General features: G+C 56.2%; 16 protein-coding genes and 2 pseudogenes. 9 read left to right on the forward strand and 9 right to left on the reverse strand.

The features are described 5' to 3' along the window. The 4 genes from EDF58_RS23625 to EDF58_RS23640 all read left to right on the forward strand — a co-directional run. The coding region (locus EDF58_RS23625; protein ID WP_207913139.1) for a transposase at positions 1 to 189 on the forward strand (189 nt) is incomplete at its 5' end. A 101-nt stretch (positions 190 to 290) separates the two neighbouring features. Continuing rightward, positions 291 to 830 carry a hypothetical protein gene (locus tag EDF58_RS23630; RefSeq protein ID WP_243654471.1) on the forward strand — a complete coding sequence of 180 codons (540 nt, stop codon included), beginning with the start codon at positions 291 to 293 and terminating at the stop codon, positions 828 to 830. Positions 831 to 1,070: 240 nt separating this feature from the next. After that, a complete protein-coding gene (locus EDF58_RS23635; RefSeq protein ID WP_347812910.1) occupies positions 1,071 to 1,589 on the forward strand; it encodes a TetR/AcrR family transcriptional regulator in 519 nt (172 codons plus the stop codon). Positions 1,590 to 1,651: 62 nt separating this feature from the next. Continuing rightward, positions 1,652 to 2,623, forward strand: a complete 972-nt coding sequence (locus EDF58_RS23640; protein WP_132270006.1) for a quinone oxidoreductase — start codon at positions 1,652 to 1,654, stop codon at positions 2,621 to 2,623. Between the two features lie 80 nt (positions 2,624 to 2,703). Here EDF58_RS23640 and EDF58_RS26550 read toward each other — a convergent pair whose 3' ends face one another. Continuing rightward, on the reverse strand, positions 2,704 to 3,087 hold the full coding sequence (locus tag EDF58_RS26550; protein ID WP_243654472.1) for a hypothetical protein: 384 nt from the start codon (positions 3,085 to 3,087) through the stop codon (positions 2,704 to 2,706). A 650-nt stretch (positions 3,088 to 3,737) separates the two neighbouring features. After that, positions 3,738 to 4,019 carry a hypothetical protein gene (locus EDF58_RS23650; protein ID WP_165921556.1) on the reverse strand — a complete coding sequence of 94 codons (282 nt, stop codon included), beginning with the start codon at positions 4,017 to 4,019 and terminating at the stop codon, positions 3,738 to 3,740. Between the two features lie 276 nt (positions 4,020 to 4,295). Here EDF58_RS23650 and EDF58_RS23655 point away from each other — a divergent pair, with 276 nt between their 5' ends. Both EDF58_RS23655 and EDF58_RS23660 read left to right on the forward strand, forming a co-directional pair. Further along, entirely contained in the window at positions 4,296 to 5,201 is a 906-nt protein-coding gene (locus EDF58_RS23655; RefSeq protein ID WP_132270010.1) for a HEPN domain-containing protein, read from the forward strand. 648 nt (positions 5,202 to 5,849) lie between these two features. Further along, the gene (locus EDF58_RS23660) at positions 5,850 to 7,670 is read left to right on the forward strand and encodes a hypothetical protein (protein WP_243654473.1); all 1,821 of its coding nucleotides are present in this window, start codon (positions 5,850 to 5,852) and stop codon (positions 7,668 to 7,670) included. 342 nt (positions 7,671 to 8,012) lie between these two features. Here EDF58_RS23660 and EDF58_RS26195 read toward each other — a convergent pair. Beyond that, positions 8,013 to 8,198, reverse strand: a pseudogene (locus tag EDF58_RS26195) (IS5/IS1182 family transposase); the annotation flags it as partial. 241 nt (positions 8,199 to 8,439) lie between these two features. Between EDF58_RS26195 and EDF58_RS23670 the strand changes: the two are divergent. Beyond that, complete coding sequence (locus EDF58_RS23670) at positions 8,440 to 9,333, forward strand: restriction endonuclease (RefSeq protein ID WP_132270011.1); 894 nt, start codon at positions 8,440 to 8,442, stop codon at positions 9,331 to 9,333. A 91-nt stretch (positions 9,334 to 9,424) separates the two neighbouring features. Continuing rightward, positions 9,425 to 9,619: pseudogene (locus tag EDF58_RS26555) on the forward strand (IS5/IS1182 family transposase); the annotation flags it as partial. A 156-nt stretch (positions 9,620 to 9,775) separates the two neighbouring features. Here EDF58_RS26555 and EDF58_RS23675 read toward each other — a convergent pair. Then, positions 9,776 to 10,645 (reverse strand): hypothetical protein, encoded by an 870-nt coding sequence (locus tag EDF58_RS23675; RefSeq protein ID WP_207913140.1) that lies wholly within the window; start codon positions 10,643 to 10,645, stop codon positions 9,776 to 9,778. Between the two features lie 186 nt (positions 10,646 to 10,831). On the opposite strand from EDF58_RS23675, the gene EDF58_RS23680 reads away from it, so the two are divergent. Beyond that, positions 10,832 to 11,857 carry an HNH endonuclease gene (locus EDF58_RS23680; protein ID WP_132270013.1) on the forward strand — a complete coding sequence of 342 codons (1,026 nt, stop codon included), beginning with the start codon at positions 10,832 to 10,834 and terminating at the stop codon, positions 11,855 to 11,857. Between the two features lie 88 nt (positions 11,858 to 11,945). Here EDF58_RS23680 and EDF58_RS23685 read toward each other — a convergent pair whose 3' ends face one another. The 5 genes from EDF58_RS23685 to EDF58_RS23705 form a co-directional block, all read right to left on the reverse strand. Then, a complete protein-coding gene (locus tag EDF58_RS23685; protein WP_132270015.1) occupies positions 11,946 to 13,316 on the reverse strand; it encodes a hypothetical protein in 1,371 nt (456 codons plus the stop codon). A 90-nt stretch (positions 13,317 to 13,406) separates the two neighbouring features. Next, positions 13,407 to 14,699 carry an LlaJI family restriction endonuclease gene (locus tag EDF58_RS23690; protein WP_132270017.1) on the reverse strand — a complete coding sequence of 431 codons (1,293 nt, stop codon included), beginning with the start codon at positions 14,697 to 14,699 and terminating at the stop codon, positions 13,407 to 13,409. Further along, positions 14,689 to 16,266, reverse strand: a complete 1,578-nt coding sequence (locus tag EDF58_RS23695; protein WP_165921557.1) for an AAA family ATPase — start codon at positions 16,264 to 16,266, stop codon at positions 14,689 to 14,691. The genes EDF58_RS23690 and EDF58_RS23695 overlap by 11 nt, the downstream gene beginning before the upstream one ends. Positions 16,267 to 16,279: 13 nt before the next feature. Beyond that, positions 16,280 to 17,296 (reverse strand): DNA cytosine methyltransferase, encoded by a 1,017-nt coding sequence (locus EDF58_RS23700; RefSeq protein WP_207913142.1) that lies wholly within the window; start codon positions 17,294 to 17,296, stop codon positions 16,280 to 16,282. Between the two features lie 518 nt (positions 17,297 to 17,814). Next, a complete protein-coding gene (locus EDF58_RS23705) occupies positions 17,815 to 18,738 on the reverse strand; it encodes a HEPN domain-containing protein (protein WP_132270023.1) in 924 nt (307 codons plus the stop codon). Between the last annotated feature and the right edge of the window lie 55 nt (positions 18,739 to 18,793).

The following is an 18,793-nucleotide window of genomic DNA, read 5'->3' on the forward strand; positions in this document are numbered from 1 at the left end:
CGCCTGCGCACCTCCAACCCGATCGAGCGCGCCGTCCAGCAGGAACTCAAGCGCCGTACCGTCAAGGTCAGGGTCTTCCCCAACGACGAGGCGCTTCTGCGCCTCGTCTCCGCTGTTCTCGTCGAAATCGACGAAACATGGGCCTGCGACAACAAGGCCTACATCAAATGGGAATGCCGGGATGCGTGATCCCAACCCGATTCAATTTCCATACGTGAGGTTGCTCAATCACTTCTCGCCTCGGCGCGGCCTGGGCGCCAGAGACGCTCTACGATCCCAAGGCCCGCAAGATGATGGTCTATTACACCACGCGCGACGGAGCCGGGACGGAGCACATGGTCTATTCCTATGCCGACGACGCGTTCACGACGCTTACCCAGCCACCGCGTCCGCTGTTCACGTACCCGAAGGCCAATGTCGGCTCAATCGATGGAGACATCAGCCGCGTCGGAAAAAAGTATCGCCTGTTCTATGTCGCTCACGAGAAGCCCGGCCATCTTCGCCAGGCCGTCTCCGACAGGATCGACGGCGGCTATCGTTTCGATCCCAAACCCGTCGATCCCGAGACCGTGGGAACCGAGGCACCCAATCTCTGGCGCCGGGCCGGAACGAACACCTATGTGCTGATGTACGACGTGTTTGGAGCCAGGCCGAACAACATGGGCTTCTCCGAAACGAGCGACTTCAAGCATTTCCGCAACCTCGGCCGGTTCAACGACGCCGGCTCGCCGATGAAGGCCACCAACTTCGCCGGTCCGAAGCACGGCGCGGTAATGCCGATCACGCCCGGCGAAGCCGCGCGCCTCGAGCGGCATTTTGCAGGGGGGTGATGGATAGAAGCGAGGTCGGCTCGCGGTATCTTTCCCATGGTCCTGTCAAGTCGGCAGCTTATTCAGGATCCGATTTTTTGCTCCAAGCGTGGACAGGCTGCCTTGGCTTCCTGAAAGGCGAGGACTGTCGCAAACCGGGCATCCATTCATCAATACTTGACTGATCGTTCCATAACGCCTATCTGGCACTTCATGGCAAGACCAAGGGAATTCGATCAGGACAAAGCGCTGAACGCAGCCATGGCGGTATTTCGCGAACATGGCTTCGAGGGCACGTCGGCCGGGATGCTGGTCGATGCCATGGGCATTGGGCGGCAGAGTCTTTACAACACCTTTGGCGATAAATGGCAGCTCTACCAGATGGCGCTGCGCCGCTATGCTGCCGATGAAACCGGCGAGCATATCGCCATGCTGCAAAGCAAGCCGCGCGCCATCGACGGTATCCAGACGATGGTCGACCGGGTGGTCGACAATGCCCGGGATGCCTGTCTCGGCGTCGGCTCGATCTGCGAATTCGGCCGTAGCCGGCCGGAACTGGTCGCCATCCGCGACGCTGCCGACGCTGCCATGCGGGCAATCCTGACCGATACTATAGCGCGCGCGCAGGCCGAGGGGGATGTTGCCCAGGATGTGTCTGCCGATACGATCGCTTCGTTCATCGTGATGAGCTTTTCCGGTTTGCGGATTGCCGCGCGGGCCGGTGCGGGAGACGAGGACTTGCGTGCTCTTGGCGATCTGGCCCTACGCGCTTTGCGATAGGCGCCGGGCGTCTTTTTATTTGCCTAATTATGGAACGATCATTCAACAAAAGGATACGGAAAATGAAAGCCATTGTGATGACCGGAGTGGGCGGGGCGGACGTGCTTGATCTTGCTGACGTTCCCGATCCGCCTGCCACACCCGGAGCGGGCGAGGTTCTCGTCGAGATTACCGCTGCCGGGGTCAATTTCATGGACATCGGCGTTCGCCAGGGCATGGCTTGGGCGGAAATGCCCAATCCCAAGATCCTGGGTGTGGAAGGTGCAGGCCGCATCGTCGCGGTGGGCGCGGGTGTTGCTATGGCTGTCGGCCAGCGCGTCGCCTGGGTCTACGCCCCGGGCAGCTATGCCGGGAAGATCATGCTGCCGGCGGAAGCGCTCGTGGCCATCCCCGATGGGCTGGATGACAGAACCGCAGCCGCGATCATGATGCAGGGGCTTACGGCCAGCCATTTCGCCACGGATTTCCACTCTGTGCAGGCAGGCGAGATCGCCCTTGTTCATGCGGCGGCGGGCGGACTGGGGTTGCTGCTGACCCAGATCGTGAAACTGCGGGGAGGAACCGTTATCGGCCGCGTGTCGAGCGCGGACAAAGTGGCCGCCGCCAGGGAAGCGGGCGCAGACCATGTCATCGTCGATGCCAAGGGGGATTTTGCCTCGCAAGTGCTGGCGCTGACCGGCGGCGAAGGCGTGCATGTGGTTTATGACGGCTCCGGGCCGACGACATTTCAGGGATCGATCGATTCTCTCCGGCGGAGCGGGACCTTCTGCTGGTACGGCCCCGTTCTGGGCGGCCCTGGCCCGATCGATCTCCTTGCCCTGCCCCGCAGCATCAAGCTCGGCTACGCAGTCTTCTCCGATCATATCCATAGCCCCGAACGGTTTCGGGAGCACGCCGCGCGCCTGTTCGATTGGGTCCTGAAAGGCGATCTCAAGGTGCGGTTCGGCGGCGTCTACCCGATGGCCGATGCGGCCCAGGCGCACCGCGACATGGAAAGCCGCGCGACCACCGGCAAGCTGCTGCTGATCCCCTGATTTTCCTTACCATCATTCTCAAGAAGGACTTGCCATGAATATCGAACCCGCGATCAGGACTGCGCTCGTCTTCGGCGGGATCACGCGGCATCGGCGCTGGAGCCGTCAAACGACTGGCGCAGGACGGTTATTCCGTTGGCTTTACTTACGTCAATAGCGAAGAACAGGCCGGGGCGCTGGCCGAGACGATCGCCGCGCAAGGCGGCGAGGCACTGGCAATTCGCGCCGATAGCGAAGACACGGCCGCGATCACTGCAGCCGTTGCTTGCTTCGTCGATCGTCTCGAAAAGATCGTTCTCGTCAAAGGCGGCTTGTTTCGCATGAACACGCTCGAGGCGGTGGCGCCCGATGAACTGGACGTCATGCTGGCAGTGAACGTCCGCGGCGTCTATGGCGGCGGCGCACATCGTCGGTGGCGGAGGCATCGTCATGATCAGCAGCGATGTCGGGATCTGCATCGTCATAACCATTTGCGACGTGCGCAAGCCGGACAAGGCCGCAGTGGAGCTCGTCGAGTCTATCATGGAACGGCTTGTCGACTTATCCGGCCATTCCCGATTCCAATCAGTTCACGTTCTTTCCCTTACGAGAGACGGGCCAGCGCGATCGATCGGTAGGTCCGCATAGGTCTACGTTTCAATCGCCTGTCGCTTAGACTTCTAATTGGCCTTTCGATGGTGCCGAAAAGACGGTAAGCGCAAGATCTGAGCGGGCGATCTGCGTTAACAGCTACCAGCAAAGCCTAGCCGGGCAAGCATGAACTGGATGTCGCAGCTGCCTCGTCGGTACAAGCGGGAGAAAGCGCATTTTTCCGCGCACATGCGGTGGCGTTGAGATCCTTGCCCTCTCGATGAGTTCGGTGAGGTAGGCGCGAACGCCAAGCTCGATCTCGGTAGCATAGATGGTCCGTGCAAATGCATTGATAGTTTCGCACTGCATGCGCAGCGCTTCCCACTTGCCCAATATCCCGCCCCCAGTTCCCCTGGGCGCCTTACAGGTCGAGAGGCAGGAGGTACCGGCGGACTAATGAGTGGATCAGACTATGGATGAGCCCGTATGGCTAAGGCTGGGCTGGGGTGGGGACAGCACTCCGCGGGCGTCATGTCGCAACTGGCTAGTCGTTTTCCGCAATTATGAAGGGCCACCAAGTGCCGTCGTCGTCGTAGGCATGCTCGGCCCAACTTTCCGTCAGATAGCCGTCGCCGATGTGGACGGGGGCGTATTCTGCTTGTTCCTCGTCTATTTCGTGAAGCACTACTGTGCCTCCGAACACGAATCCGCCGGGAGGCATGGATTTGAATTCGCAGGCGTTAGGATCGCAGACTTCGTCCACGAGGTGGATGAGGTCATCCGAGGAACAGGCAAAGATGCCGACAGATACTTTGTTGCGCTTCACGCGAACTATCCAGACGCCGTTAGCCAATCATCCGCTCCCTCTGATCCTCACGGTCTTATCAAAACCCGCGGAGATTGAATGTCAAATCCTTGGGCAGAGGGTTATGGACAATTCGATGATCAGGCCCTCGTGCAATGGAGGAGTACGGTCATGGAACCCTGCCGACTGACCGCGCCGTCCGCGCCGATCTCCGCGCTGGAAACGGCGCAGGGATTTCTTCCCGTGCAGCAACGCTGCGGTTGTTCTTGATCCAAAGTTGACTAGTATCAGGCGACTATGAAGACCGATCTCGACCATCTTCCTGAAGACAAGCGCACCGACCTGAAGCGCGTGGTGAAGATTATCTTCTCCGAATTCGAGGACGTTTTGGCTCTCGCAATGCAGGGCTGGAAGAAGCAGGGGCGGATCATGAAGATCATCCTCTACGGCTCGTACGCGCGCGGCGACTGGGTTGCGGACCCTGTAGGTCGATACTATTCGGACTACGATATTCTTGTGGTGGTGAATGACGAACGCCTTGCCGACGAAGCCGAATACTGGGGCAAGGCCAAGGATCATCTGAACCGGGCCTACGATATAGCCCATGTGATCTCCGCTCCGGTAGGACTGACGGTCCATTCGATGGCGGACGCCAACTTTCAGCTTTCGCGCGGACGGCCTTTCTTCGTCGACGTCGTGCGCGAGGGTATAGTGCTGTATGAACTAGAAGCGCAGCAATTCGAGTTGCCGAGGCTCCTTGATACTGGCCTCGCGCACGTAGAGGCGGAGAACCATTTCAAACAGTGGTTCGAAAGCGCGAGCGCCTTCCTTCGGGCCGCTAAATTTCTCATTTCCGATGGCGCCGGAAACCAGGCGGCGTTCCTGCTTCATCAGGCGACCGAGAACTTTTACCACACCGTGCTTCTTGTGCTGAAACTGTACAGCCCCAAGTCGCACAACCTCAAATTCCTGCGGGGTCGAGGAGAGGATATCGCTCGCGACCTGATCCCCATTTGGCCTCGCAATACCAAGTTCGCAAACCGGTGCTGGGAACTGCTCTATCAGGCCTATGTCAAGGGTCGCTACTCGCCCCACTACGTCATTCGGGACGTTGAATTGGAGTGGCTTGTGGAGCGCATCGAACTGCTGGAAACCGAAGTGAAGGCGATCTGCAAAGAACGTCTCGGCAAGATGTCTGATTGACATCCAGCCGCATGCGTTCGGTGTGCTTCAATCACGAATGCATCTCCATATCGCTGTCGTTGTCAGAAAACGCCGGTTTCGCGCGGGTTTCCGGGTTCCGGCGGGGCTCGCTATAGCCGTGATGGCGCACAAAAGGAACCCTTTGTTCCCCCTCTGTCCGCCATTCGTGAGCAAATAGCCATATGCAGGGTCCGAACTGCGTAAGAGCACATGGCGTGTTTGGACCACGTTCGGGTCGCTGGGGAATGCTCCCATGTCTCCGCTTGGTTACCATCCACGATAGGCGACGAGGCCGCGCTAGCGATCGCGGTTGGCGCGGTCACGCGGATAGGCGAGGGGCGAGATGGTCCCTTGGTCCCGCTTTTAACGGTCCCGTGCAAAGGGCTCCCAGCACAAATTCGGATGCTTCCGTCCGCCGTCTAGGTGATAGCGCCTGCCCGCCTTTCGCGGACCGTCCACCACGACGCCATCATCATTTCCACGGACACCAATTCCCAGATGCTAACGACGAATAAAAACCCCGGTGAATACTCCAATACCGCAGTCAAAAAGCCAGGCCCAAAGCCCCGTCCCGTCATCCAAAGTCCTGTTCCCTCCGCTACGGATTGGATCGAGCCCGCGACCTTCGCAGAGGCCCTCCGTCTGCACATGAGCCGGCATGCGGAATCCTTCCTCGCTTTACACCGCTCGATCATCCGTCCGGGTGAAGATTTCCATCCCGCTACGATCAAAGCCTGGGCGGCAGGCCGGCGGGTTCCTCGCAACGCGGGTAGCATGGAGATACTCGCTCGTATCGAGGCGCGGTACTCGCTGCCGACCGGATATTTTAAAGCCAAGTTGCCGCATCCTGGAAGAGCCTGCGCGGGCCATGATTTGCCCGGCATCCACCGCGCAGAGCAGCGGCGTTTGGCTTGGCACCTCCCTGACGATTTCAACAGGCGTTCGGCGGCTGAGAGGGCTGAGATTTTGCAATGGGTCCGCACCGTGATCATCACGGGTTCGACCGAGTATCGACGATTTCAGGCTGAAGCCATTAAGCTTCGTTACGGCCTGCGATTTCCTGCGCTGACTGGCCGCAGTGCGCCGCGCAACTCCCGAGCCGAATTGAAGTCTGAAAGCCGCGCCGAGACGGAAGACACCGACTTTGTGTCTGCCGTCATCGATGCACCACCGCAGCTTGCCATGGAGATGGCAAATCTTGTCCGCTTCAAGACCGCCACCCTCACCGATATCGGCTTTCGCAGGAGCGGCAAATGGAACGAGGAAACGGTTGCTCAAAAGGCGGAACACATCGGCCTCATGTTCGGGTCGATGGCATCAGCGCCAGGCGGGGCGGTGGCGGGCCTCGGCGTTCCGCTATCTAATCTGACCTTAGCGCTGCTGGTGTTTCCCCGTATCTGGGACTGGTACGTCCAGTGGCGTGAACGGCGTCGTGGCTTTTTTACACGCTGGGAAGTCGATATGCTTCGCCTTGGCATGTCGCTCGTAAAGCAGGAAACCGGCTGGCTTCGGCAGATGCCGGGGCTCGCCGAAAGGCTCGTACCGATCGAAGGAATAGTAGACCAATCTGAGGTCGACAGCGCTCGGATAGATTGGGCGGGAGCATGCGACCGTCTACACGGCCATGCCGCTGCCCGTGCCAAGGAAATTGAGCGTGTGGCACGCGTTCACAGGGACCCCTTCGAACCAATCCTGCCGATACTCGAAGCCGACAGCCCGGTTGGTGAATACCGCAAGATTGCGCAGGAGATTTTGCGCCTCTCACCAGATCCAGATCGGCATCCGCGAGCGGCGGCCGAGGCCGCGCGATCGTTCCTCCTGATCCGGCTCGGACTGCACCTCGGCCTGCGCCAGAAAAACCTCCGGCAACTTCTCCTTTGCAGTCGTCATCAGGTACCGCGAACCGAACGCCAGTTGGAAGGCCTCAAACGCGGCGAGATCCGGTGGAGCGAACGAGACCGGGGATGGGAGGTTTTCATCCCTGCCGTCGCATTCAAAAACGCCGGGTCGTCCTTCTTTGAGGGGCGGCCATTTCGCCTCATTCTGCCCGACTTAGATGGCCTCTATGGGAAAATCAGGGAGTATGTCGATCGCCACCGCCCTGTGCTTCTCAACGGAGCCTCAGACCCATTCACGTTCTTCGTCAAAACGGCCAAGGCCACGAGCCGTGATGCGGCATACGATCAAAACACTTTTTACGAGGCGTGGCGCCTTGTCATCCAGCGATATGGTGTCTTCAATCCCTACACGGGCAATGGCGTGATCAAAGGGCTGCTGCCGCACGGTCCTCACAACATCCGAGACGTCCTGGCGACGCATATTTTGAAGCAAACCGGCTCGTATGAACGCGCCAGCTACGCGATCCAGGATACGCCCGAGATGGTCGCGAAGCACTACGGTCGATTTCTGCCTCAGGATAAATCCGCTCTCGCGGCTCAAATTTTGAACCAGGTTTGGATGGCCGCTTAATTGAACCGAATAAGGCCGGTATGGGGGCGGCTTTGCCCATAGCAGATGAGCCCCCCGATCGACGCACTAGCGTCATCTACCCCAACTCAGTCCGACAGTTTCAGATAAATCAAAAAGGCATATTGCTGATCTCGATTTTCATCGATCGGCTACCTGAGTTCCTTTAAGTGCCCTCGAACGATTCCGAATACCTTGAGAGCCTGACGCGGAAGTTTTCAAGCGCAGGAATATTTGGCGGTCCTGCGGGTGAGCGTGCGAATGGAAGGCTATAGTGGGCCAAGCGGTGGACGATGCGATGGTGGTTTCCGAATCTTCTGCGGGGCGGCGGCATTGCCTGAGCAAACCGCTTGCCGCAATATAAGGCAGAGCGTTCAGGACTTCGCGCATCTCCGTCGTACGGCGGCAACCTCCGCGTTTAGCCGGTGGGATGAATGGTGCCGTAAGTTCCCACCCTCGGTCTGTCATATCACTGGAATAGCGCAACCCCTTTCGGCTATACACCGCTCGGACAATACCCGTCCATGTTATTGATCAATCCAATCTTTCGCAGCGCGGCGTGACGCATAAACAGCTGGTATTCCTTGAGAGCTCTCGGAGTCACGCTCTGATATGCGAAACCGCTTTCCGGCGTTCAGCTCCAGCCCACAGCCTGTCACAACGATTTTGACAATTCTTTATAATAAGTTCTTTGCAGGGCCGCGGCCGCCGGTAAAGCAAGCATGTTGGTGAGCCGACCGATGGGGTGGGCAGTTTAGGAAACGATATCCGCATGAGAGTCCTGCGCCTCCGGAAAGACGACTTTTACGTCCCGATACTCCGCCTGTTGGACTCGTTGGGCGGTTCTGCCTCGATTGAAGAGATGGAACAGAGGCTTGTGGAGGAGTTTGCTTTTAAAGACGCAGATTTAGCCATCGTGCACGAAAAAAGCGGGGCGCCCATAATTCCTAATAAGATCGCGTGGTCCCGGAGCTATCTCAAGCAAGCAAACCTTGTAGCAAATGAACGGCGCGGAGTCTGGGTCCTCACCGAACAAGGACGGAATGCCCTTTCCTACGGCGAAGAGGCTGTTCGTGAGCGTGTCTCCAGCGCTATGCGGGTGTATAACGCGCGCCGGAAGGCGGTGGCTGAGGCTGCTACTCTTGAAGAGGCCTCGCCGGAAGAACTTCTTTCCGATGATGTTGGGGGACCCGAACAGCCAGTCGAATGGCGCGAACAATTGCTCACCGCCCTCAAAAAGATGGAGCCATCTTCATTCGAACGGCTTTGCCAGCGACTCTTGCGCGAGAGCGGATTCGTAAAGGTCGAGGTGACCGGCAAATCGGGCGATGGTGGTATAGATGGAGTCGGAGTACTCCGCATGAACCTGATTTCTTTCCAGGTCCTTTTCCAATGCAAGCGCTACGCAGGTGCGGTTTCCTCACCGACGGTGCGCGATTTTAGGGGGGCGATGCAAGGCCGCGCAGATAAGGGTCTCATCATCACGACTGGCAATTTTACATCAGATGCCCGCCGTGAAGCGACGAGAGACGGCGCCCCCGCAATCGATTTGGTCGATGGAGAACTTCTCTGTCAGTTGCTACTTGAGCGCCGCCTCGGGGTGGTTGTTCGCGAAGTCCGCACTGAAGAAGTGAGCCTCGACGAGACCTTCTTGGCCTCGATTTAGGCCAACTCCGGTGCGGGAAAGCTATATGCCTCGAATACTCAAGCTTTTGAGGTATATATCCGATCTACCTAGCCGGCGATGTGGCGGAGGCGTGGTGATAGGGCAGCCGGGTTTTTCGATTTTTCTGTCAGGGGCGCTGAGCGTGGCGGGAGATCCATTGGAACGATTGGCGGCTGTTGTGAATATCGAGATTTTGCATAGACCGTTGGTGGTAGCCTTGCTCCGCAGTATTTGGAAGATCGAGCGCCCGCCGTTCGAACCAATGTCGATGTTCAAGATCTTGATGGGTTTCTACCAATGCGGCGAGCATAGAAATACTGTCCCGCATTAAGGTGCAGCACTAGCTTAGCACCACATCGTTACAAGTTAAGTTGGCGCATGCCGGAAAAACTAGCGCCGGACATGATATGGCCTACACACCCGGCGCAAAGCGGCCTTCGCTTTACTCGTATTTTGTGATCTCAATCACTTCGACCCCAAGGCTGTTTCGGAGCGCTTGAAGGGCAGGCGGAAAATCCTTGCCGACGACCAAGACGGCATCAACCTCGTACTGCCCACCTGTGAACCCGCGTTCCGCTTCCATCACCGAGCGATACTTGACACACTGAAACAGGCCTCGGGTCATGTCCACGTCGTTCGAGATGTTCGACTTCACTTCCACTGCCAAATGTCGTTGACGGCTTTTGAACAGAACATCGATCCTGTCACCCGATAGAAGTGGGGCCTCGGACGCACCCACCGGCGTCCCTTTTGGTAGGTCTACCACCTGTGGATTTAGCCTGACATGCTCTTTCAATTTGCGGTGCTCCTCGCCTTCTCCTCCGCCCCCACCGCGCCCGGCCTTCGCTCTTTCAATGATCTGGGAAGCGTCCATGGTGGCCGGTTTTAGATTGCAGGCCTTGAGCACTTCCGTCCAATAGGGAAAGGCATAAATGTTATGCCAGTATCCTTCTAGAAACGCGCGCCGCTCAGCGAGCGACAAGCTTTGATATTCGCGCACTCGGTCCGCCAGAAAGCCTTCAAATCCGCTTCCAGGGAGCCGACGGTTCTGATTAATAACGAGCGACTGAATGTGAGGAATTTGCCCCCATTTCTTTTTGCGGGACATCTCGTCGAGGGTGGCGCCAACACTACCGAGAACCCAGTTAAGATTTCTCGGATTTGGCATTCCCATTTCGTTCGCGAGCGCTTCATAGAATATAGGTTTTCGCGTGCTCGCTTGGCGCACAAGAATGGGCAAAGCCTGACGGGCTCTTTGTTGATACAATTTATCGCCGAACATGTTTTCTGTTTGCGATGCCGTTTCGCCCATTTCCTGAAATTCCAGTGACTGATTTTTCCGTTGGAATCATACTTTATACCGGTGAATTTTTCGTTTATTCTCTGCGCAGGGGTGCCATCGGAAGTGATCAGGGATGTAATGAGGCGGTGGTGGCTCAGCTGACTGCCGACGAAAGAGCACCATCAAAGTCCGCAGTATTATTCAGGAAGCGTGCCGATGAGTGCGAATAATATATCTATACCGTTTTTCATTTTTGATATGTTGAGGGGTTATACGGAAAATCTCTTGATTTTAAGTGATGTAAATCCATATGCGTTCCGCCTTAACGGCAGAATGTATTCAATGCATGCATCGGAGATTCACGATTCCGGCGAAGGGCGAATCAATCACGATGAGTGGCGGATTCAATTGCAAAGCTCTATTAAACGCAAGCAGGTCGAGCGTGTCGGTCAGGGCTATTCTATTCTTTTTATAGGCTTCTTCCCTGATGGAAAAACATTTTCAGCATGGGAGCCCGAACGCATAGCTAGTTTGAGTTTAAACGGGACAGGATCAATATATATTCCGTTTTCTCATAAGGCACGTGTGGCGCAAGTTGGAGGTGCTGTTCATACTGTAAACGCGAGAAACTTGGGGCGGCCCTCAGTCGAACTCACGCTGCCTTCCGAAGCCCTTGGCTTCTACATAGAAAACTACCTGCTGCTTCACCAAGTGAGTACTGAAGAAGAACTTCTACAAATTATCGCCGGAAGTCAAAGTGCCGTGTTCTCAGATGTCTTCACGGGAACTGAGGTGACCGAAGTGGTGCTGCATGGCCAGCGCCGACGTGTCACGGTCACGCGTACGGCGTACGCTCGAAACCCAAAATTCCGAGAAGCGGTTTTGACCGCGTACGGACATAGGTGCTGCGTATGCAACCGTCAGCTCGGCCTTGTGCAGGCAGCCCACATCGTACCTCATCAGCATGTCGAATCTTCCGATGATGTGTCAAATGGGTTGGCGCTGTGCATTGAACACCACAAGCTTTACGACGACGCTCTCCTTTTGCCACGAGCGGGGCAAGTCTTCCACCTGAACCTGCACCGGGTTGAACATCTCAAAAACATTGGACAGGTTGAAGGCCTGGATCAAATAGAAGCTCTAGCCGCCACCAATTATAGGATACCGGTTCGCGCGTCGGATAGACCAAGCGACGGCAACTTGGAGCGAGGAATGCGAATCCGATTAGGAACAGACATTTGAACGTGCTTTGGACATGTTCCGGGTCCTCTATCGGCGTGAACTACAGATCCAAACTCAGAATTTATGCATGATCGCAAGATACTCACGCTCAGGCAGTGGGTGAACGCGCAAAAACAGACGAAAAATCGTAGGATTTCACCTTTTTTCCGGAATTTAGTTTAATTTTCGCAAATTCTTCGCGACTAGCCCATGTTTGGGCCGCCGAGTTTAGGTTTTTTTCGCATGCGAAAGTCAGTTTTTTCGAAATCGGGAATCGGTCGATGAGGTCGTTAGTGACGTGGAACCCATCGCCAAAGCTACGCCAATACTTATAGAAGATATCTGAAGCAAGCACCTGCAGTAGGATAAGTGATGTGTCCTCATCATTGGTCTTGACGGGGATCACGCCGGGCGCTTTCCCCTCGTACTCTCGAATGCCAATGAAGTTTCGAGCGACTGCGCCAACTGCGAACGCTCCTCGCCCGATCCTCGACATGAACTCCCGCACAGTCTTGCCACTAGACGCTTCCTCTAGGTAGCACGCGAGACTCTGATCCACCGGACGGGGAATTTGTCGCTCAAGATCAAATCCACGACAGTCATAAAATTGGGGCGTGGACGCCATGAATGTGGCACGCTCCGTCGACGACCACCGCAGAAGTGCGCTGGACTCGACGATACCGTCCCTCGGACCGCCGAGATTGAGGATCGTGCAGCGCTGACTATTGGCCTTGTTGGTATTTCCGCTTTCAGGCTTTCCGGCCTTAAAGAGGTAGTCCGGCATATTGTCATAGCTGGACGCGCTCAACGGCAAAGCAGAGTCACGAATTATGCGACGGAGATCGACGAAATCCCGGCTGAAGCACACGGACACTGGGAGGATCAGCCCGACACGTGCACCATCGCCGTGCAAAAGCATATTATCTAAAAAGTCGGCATAGAGGTTCTTCCATCGACTGCCGCGCTCATTAGTGACGAAAGGCGGATTTCCGACGAAAGCGGCGTCCACGAATGTTCGCGCCTGAACCCACTTGAGGAAGTCAGCCTGCTCAAGGTTCACGGTCTTGAATCCGATCTCGAATATTCGCTCGAGGTCGGCGATCTGTGCAGCAACAAAATCAAGTGCGGCGCGGTTTAGGTCCACCCCATCGAACTTAAGGTGACGGGCTTCGGTGGGTCCGATCCCGAAGTTCGAAAGGCTGCGCAACAGGCTAAAGAAAAACATGCCTGCACCGATTGATGGCTCAACGAAGGTCGTGCGGTCGACAAATGCCACCGCAGACGCTTTATCAGTCACCTGATGGTGGCGCCAGAAAAGACGCCAAAAGTGATCAGCGACGTCAGCCGGCGTGTAGTAGGATCCGCTCGATTTGCGGCCAGCTCCTTCATTCGAAAGCGCAATCTCAGCGCCCTCGAGGTTCTCGAGCACATCGTCTAGCGCGTCCGTCCAAGTTACCAGTTTCTGCAATTCATTCGTCATTTTTCGTTCCATACTGGAATCATGCCCGGTCCGGAGCGTTCTGTAAACGTTCTGGGATCACGCCTATCCTCTTTTCCGTCTAGCCTGATGCTAGGGCAGCATTCGCAGGACGATGGAGAGGCGTTCACGCCATTTTTGCGGGATGTGCGGCTTGTCGCCGGAATAGATCGCCAGCGCGTCGAGGAAGGGTACGGCCACCGCGTCAATCCGTTCCCCCCCCGCAGGAAGTTCGACGTGCCCCAAAAGCGACATCTGCTCAACGTCGCGCGGGAAGAGGAATACGTTCTGGATTATTGAATAACTGCGTCGCTGGGCTTCGCTCTTCAAGCAGTCCTTATACCAGATCTGCTTCGCAACATCATTCACGCCGGGCACATCGCGGAGCGCTGGCGGCATCGCCGGCCTATAGTACTTTGCATCCCCGATCAGTAGTTCGTGATCATTTAGTTCGGCGACCAGATCGGGGATAAATGTGTCGCTTTCCGTCCTTTGCCCGCCCGCCGAAATCCATCGAGGTTTGGGGATGAAAGGCTTCCAAATTTCGACTTCATTTCCGAAGACGCGACCGCACGCGACTTCCCAGATGTGGTAGAACGAGGATGTGCCGAAAAGACTTAAGCCAAGTTCCGTTTCAATCTCGAGAGATTCGATAGTCGCCAGCATCATGGCTAGCAGGTCCATGCCTCTCTGGGAGTATGTCACGCGCTGTTCGATGGCAAGGCGCGCTTTACATTCCTCGATGGAGGGCAATGCCTCAAGGCGTTCCACGGCTTCATGATCAAGGACTATCGGCTCTAGATCGAGTAGCGGCGCATACTCTCTCGATAGACGTTCTAGTAGGTAGCAATGAAGACGAGTTGCGAAATTGCTGTTGTCGGACTCCGAGCGTCGGGTAATCGTATCCAGATATACCGGACGCCCACGAGACATGACGACATCGGTGGATTCGATTGTGCGACGCCAATTTATCTGACCGCCACCGTTGACTTCGTGGGAGATTTCCGTCCGTCGGAGGAGCCCATGCGCTGCGAAGTCCCGGATCAGCCAGTCCGCAGCGGCCAATGTGCTCACCGGGCCTTTATCAGGGCTTTCGTTCAGATATGGTGACGGTTCGTGGTGTGTTGGTGCCCATTGGCGATAGCGCCGCATGGCACGAAGCGCATGTCGATGAACGTCCTCGGGAGATCTCGACGCGTGAACCTTGGGGAGCGCGGCCATGGTCCGCCCCCTGAACACGATCGCGCCGACGAACCGAACCCGAAGTCCGCTTTGGCCAGGACCAATCGCCCCGTTTTCGAGCAGACGCGTTCGCAATTCGTCGTCCTCAGTATCCGGCCAGATATCCCCCTCGCGGAGCCATTCAACCTGCTTATCAGTCGTCACCGAACTTGATGTCCTGGACAAAAATATTCTCGCCGCGCCGGTAGGCGCTAACCAACGCACCGAATGACTTTGCCTCTCCGGCGAACAGCTTACCTGGCGCAGTCCGCATGACGTCGTCGCGAAGATACTGAATTATCTTATCCTCGAAAGCCTTGGGTTTAGCCAAGTCTTTCCTCGTCATGAAGAACGGGCCGATCAAACGGTCCTCGGCGATACCCTGCCTTGCCAGATGGATATTGATGGCTTTCCGGAACTTATTCCATTTGATCGGGCCAGTAGTGATGAACGGAAGGCTCATTTCCCAGTCCTTCACCACCTCTTCGCCGTCATCGATACCAAGATATTCCATCGACCACCGGCGTTTGAACGCGGAATCCATCGGGAACACCCCTTGGTCTGCGCTGTTCATAGTGGCCCAGATATACATGTTGGATGGGATCCACACGGGGCCCAGGTGACCATGTGTCGCCAGATAATCCTGTGCCTCCTGAGGGAGGGTTACCTCATATTTTCCAGTCCCATCATCATCTCTGTCCAACATCTGGAATGCGTCGGCGAACACCGCACTCGCATTTGCACGATTGAGTTCTTCGATCACCAGACAGAAGTTATGTTCCGGGTGGCTGAGCGCCTTTGCTAGGAGCCGGAGAAACGGGCCCGGCATATGCCGATAATCGATGATGGGCTCCAAGCTGGGTGCTGGCTGCTTCTGATCAGCCTGGAAGAACTGACCTTCGGCAGCTCGATAGATCGGAGTTGGCCGATACGCCCCCATGAACATGCCGCTGGTATATTCCGGGAAGAAGGTGGTCCGCTCGAACAGCTCCTTGTCCGGAAAATACCGTTCCAGGCCGGACTTCAAGTTGTGGCTTTTCCCGGTTCCGGGCGCGCCGTAGAAGATGCGGTTGTGCGGCAGATCGTCCTGGATGGCATTGATAGGTGCCGTGAACTCATTGTCCGCCGAAATCTCCGCCTCAAGGTCGCTTGGTTCTTCTTCGGTTTCAGTACCCCACTTAAAAATGAAGGGCATGTTGTGAAGAAACGAAGCCAACATTTCGGGCACGAACGCGCAGCGAATATAACCGTTTTTTGTCCGATCGGCGGCGAAGCCGGTCCTAGCCCCATCCGCCATTAGCGTGCTGGATACCCACACTCGAGGATTTTTAACGACGTTGGTTCGAGTTGAAGCATCCCATGCACAAAATAGAGTTAGGTCATCGCGCTGATAGATGCCCAACAACGCGCACCTGGGGCTGCCACTAGGCGAACGGGAAAAATCATCAATATATTGATGATCTCCTAGCTGAATACTTTTTTCGGCGGGATTTTTACGACCTACTTTAATCGGACTAAAAACATATAATAGCGATTCTATGGTCTCACCACTTTTTTCAATCACGATGTGGTGCAGTTTTTTGCCGCGCACCTCTTCATATGATTTTATATTCCAGCCGGACCCCGCGAAAGCTGACCGTATAATGGCGACCTGATCATCATATGAAATGCCAGCAGGATCATTGCCTACCTCAATCGAGCCATCGGCATTAATTTGACTGAGGTTGTCCACGTTCTCTCCCGAATTAGACATGGTTCATCAGGTGTTTGACCATTGCCTCGCCAAGAAGGCAAGGAACTGCATTGCCGATCTGCTTCTGAACCGACCGCCGGGTGCCATGGAACTTGTAGTCGGCGGGGAAGGTTTGGATCGCCGCCGCCTCGGGCGCCCGGAGGCGGCGATTGTTCCAATGGAATGGTCCTACCCACGGCCCTGGCTGTGCAGCGATCGTGATCGAAGGTTCGTCCGGGTGGAGCTTGTAGAGGAAGTTCCAGAAACGACCTCCACGACGGAAGGTGCGACCGGAGTAGCCCGTCAATTCATCCAGCGCCATGTAGTTGCGCCCAGGGGGCACGTTTCGCAATTCGTGCTCGTAAGTTCCGCCGCAAACCATTTCCGAGGGTTCGAAATAGCGAGAAGAGTTGAACGGCTTGAGGAAATCCTTCACGCCAAGATGCGGCGGAAATCCGTCGGCAGGATCCGAAGACCTCAGTCGTTCCGGATTCGGGATAGCCGTTTTGCTACCGCGCGTCCCGAAGATGAAGACGCGCTTCCGCTTCTGGGGGACACCATAGTCAGCCGCGTTCGCAAGCGCGACCGTGCATGTGTATCCTAACACTTCAGCGGCGGCAACAAAAGCATCGAGCGCCTGTTTGTTGGTTGGGTGACGTAGGCTTTCCACGTTTTCGAGCAGGAAGCCTTTCGGATTGGCCTCGCTGACTACCCGCAGAAATTGGGAGAGCATGTTGCGAGGATCGGCTTCGACCAAACGATTTTCGTTTCGGACCCAGTAGCCGTTCTTTGAGAATGGCTGGCAGGGAGGGCCGCCGATCACGATCGTGTCGCCAGTGTCATTTCTATGTTGATGAAAGTCAAGGGTCGCAACATCAGCACACTCAATGAGCGTGCTGGCGTCGGAGTTTAGGCGGAGCGTCGTTGCCGCATCCTTATCGAACTCCACCGCACGGATGATCCGCGCTCCTGCGGCCTTGGCACCAACATCGAGCCCTCCGGCCCCCGAAAACAGGCTAATACACTTCAAAATTTTAGACTCTCTTGGCCGACGTCATAATGTCCGGGCTTATAGGGTTAAACGTGGGTTACCGCCAACGATCCTGGTAGAGAGTTTTGCAGTTTTTACCGGTATCCCCGAGAATCTTAGCCCCCAGGCATGGTATTGAAAGAATCCATGAGCACAGCACCTCCGGCTTGTGATTCGGCGTCAAGGCCGAACCCCGGTTTAAATCGGCACAAGTGTTTGAAAACGCTTTGAGGAGAAGGAGAATGATCGGTCCCCGATCGGCGCTTATCGGGACCTTGCCTCTTGCTATTGCTCGTTGCAATTCAGTGGTGTGAGCGAAATTGAATAGGGTCGTACTTCAGCACCGATCGAGGCCGTATCGGAAATCCGCTCTTTCAGAGCGAACCGCTCAAACGATCTATTTTTCAGGACACGGTTCACGCCGTTCTCGTATCGAAAGGATCAATGAAACTGAGTGTTATGGGGGAAGTGTGTTGCGCTTGGGCATTTCGCCCATACGCAGTGTCAGCCTTTTAGGCTTAGTTGGCCGCCGCAGCTGCCAAGCTGGCGATGCGCTCCTGACAAATGCTGGCAACGATGCTTGTGAGCACCTCGACCCGCTCCACCAGCCAGTCCAGGTCATCCGCTTCGATCTGATAGTGCTTCGAGTAGCGAGCTTTGATGTAGGCGTCTTTCAGCTTTTCGAACCGCTTCCGGTCCTCACGGTGCTCCCGTGGCCAAGCTTCAATCAATCGCTCGTCCAGCTGCTCCGCCATCGATCGAAGGGCAGACAGACGATGGGTGTGCGGCGTGTACAACGTAAGTGTGAGGAGGACGCCGTGGTAAAGCCGCTCAGCGGCTTGATGCAGTTCGAATGCCGCCTTTTTTGCCCAACCTCGCGCTGCCGCTTCCCGACCTTGGATGAGGAATTCATCAGCGCTCGGCAACCAGTCCTCCGCATACTCGCGGGCAAGCGCCAATGCATCGCTAGGCGATTTTGGCTTGGGTTGGGCCAGTTCATCATCGTCCGCCTGATAGATAACGACGCCCTCACGGGCGATGTCGGTAAAAAAGTAGCGGCCTTGGGAAAGGGCATCATTCACCTCGCCCAACGTATGGACAATGAAATTCACGGGCGTGCGCAGAACGCCGGTCACGTCCCGTTCCCGAATCAGCCTCTCGTCCGCATGGCTCCAATAAGTGCCAGTATCGACGAGCTTTTCGTGACTGACGATAATCAGCAAGTCGAAATCGGATCGGTATCCTTTGGCCGTGTGCGGCTCCTCGACCCAGCCACCGCGCGCGTAGCTGCCGAACAGAATGATCTTGAGAATCCGCGCCTGCTTCTTCCAGGTCTGCTGGGCGAGCGCGACGGCGTCGCCAAATTCCTCGAAGATGAGCTTTACCACAAGCTCCAGTTCGCGGCGTTTTGCCGAGGGTAGATGATCGAGATCGGTTCTCACGCTGTTCCCATAGCAAGCCAAACCGGGCGATGCACCCTTTCGCATGCATCGCCCG

This window comes from Novosphingobium sp. PhB57, from assembly GCF_004342985.1.
GTDB lineage: Bacteria > Pseudomonadota > Alphaproteobacteria > Sphingomonadales > Sphingomonadaceae > Novosphingobium.

Excerpts from the sequence above, each read along its gene's own strand:
- EDF58_RS23640 (WP_132270006.1), top strand. The coding sequence starts at position 1,652 with ATGAAAGCCATTGTGATGACCGGAGTGGGCGGGGCGGACGTGCTTGAT.
- EDF58_RS23630 (WP_243654471.1), top strand. The coding sequence starts at position 291 with ATGATGGTCTATTACACCACGCGCGACGGAGCCGGGACGGAGCACATG.
- EDF58_RS23675 (WP_207913140.1), bottom strand. The coding sequence starts at position 10,645 with ATGGGCGAAACGGCATCGCAAACAGAAAACATGTTCGGCGATAAATTG.
- EDF58_RS26550 (WP_243654472.1), bottom strand. The coding sequence starts at position 3,087 with ATGACGATGCAGATCCCGACATCGCTGCTGATCATGACGATGCCTCCG.
- EDF58_RS23635 (WP_347812910.1), top strand. The coding sequence starts at position 1,071 with ATGGCGGTATTTCGCGAACATGGCTTCGAGGGCACGTCGGCCGGGATG.
- EDF58_RS23660 (WP_243654473.1), top strand. The coding sequence starts at position 5,850 with ATGAGCCGGCATGCGGAATCCTTCCTCGCTTTACACCGCTCGATCATC.
- EDF58_RS23685 (WP_132270015.1), bottom strand. The coding sequence starts at position 13,316 with ATGACGAATGAATTGCAGAAACTGGTAACTTGGACGGACGCGCTAGAC.
- EDF58_RS23680 (WP_132270013.1), top strand. The coding sequence starts at position 10,832 with ATGAGTGCGAATAATATATCTATACCGTTTTTCATTTTTGATATGTTG.
- EDF58_RS23655 (WP_132270010.1), top strand. The coding sequence starts at position 4,296 with ATGAAGACCGATCTCGACCATCTTCCTGAAGACAAGCGCACCGACCTG.
- EDF58_RS23670 (WP_132270011.1), top strand. The coding sequence starts at position 8,440 with ATGAGAGTCCTGCGCCTCCGGAAAGACGACTTTTACGTCCCGATACTC.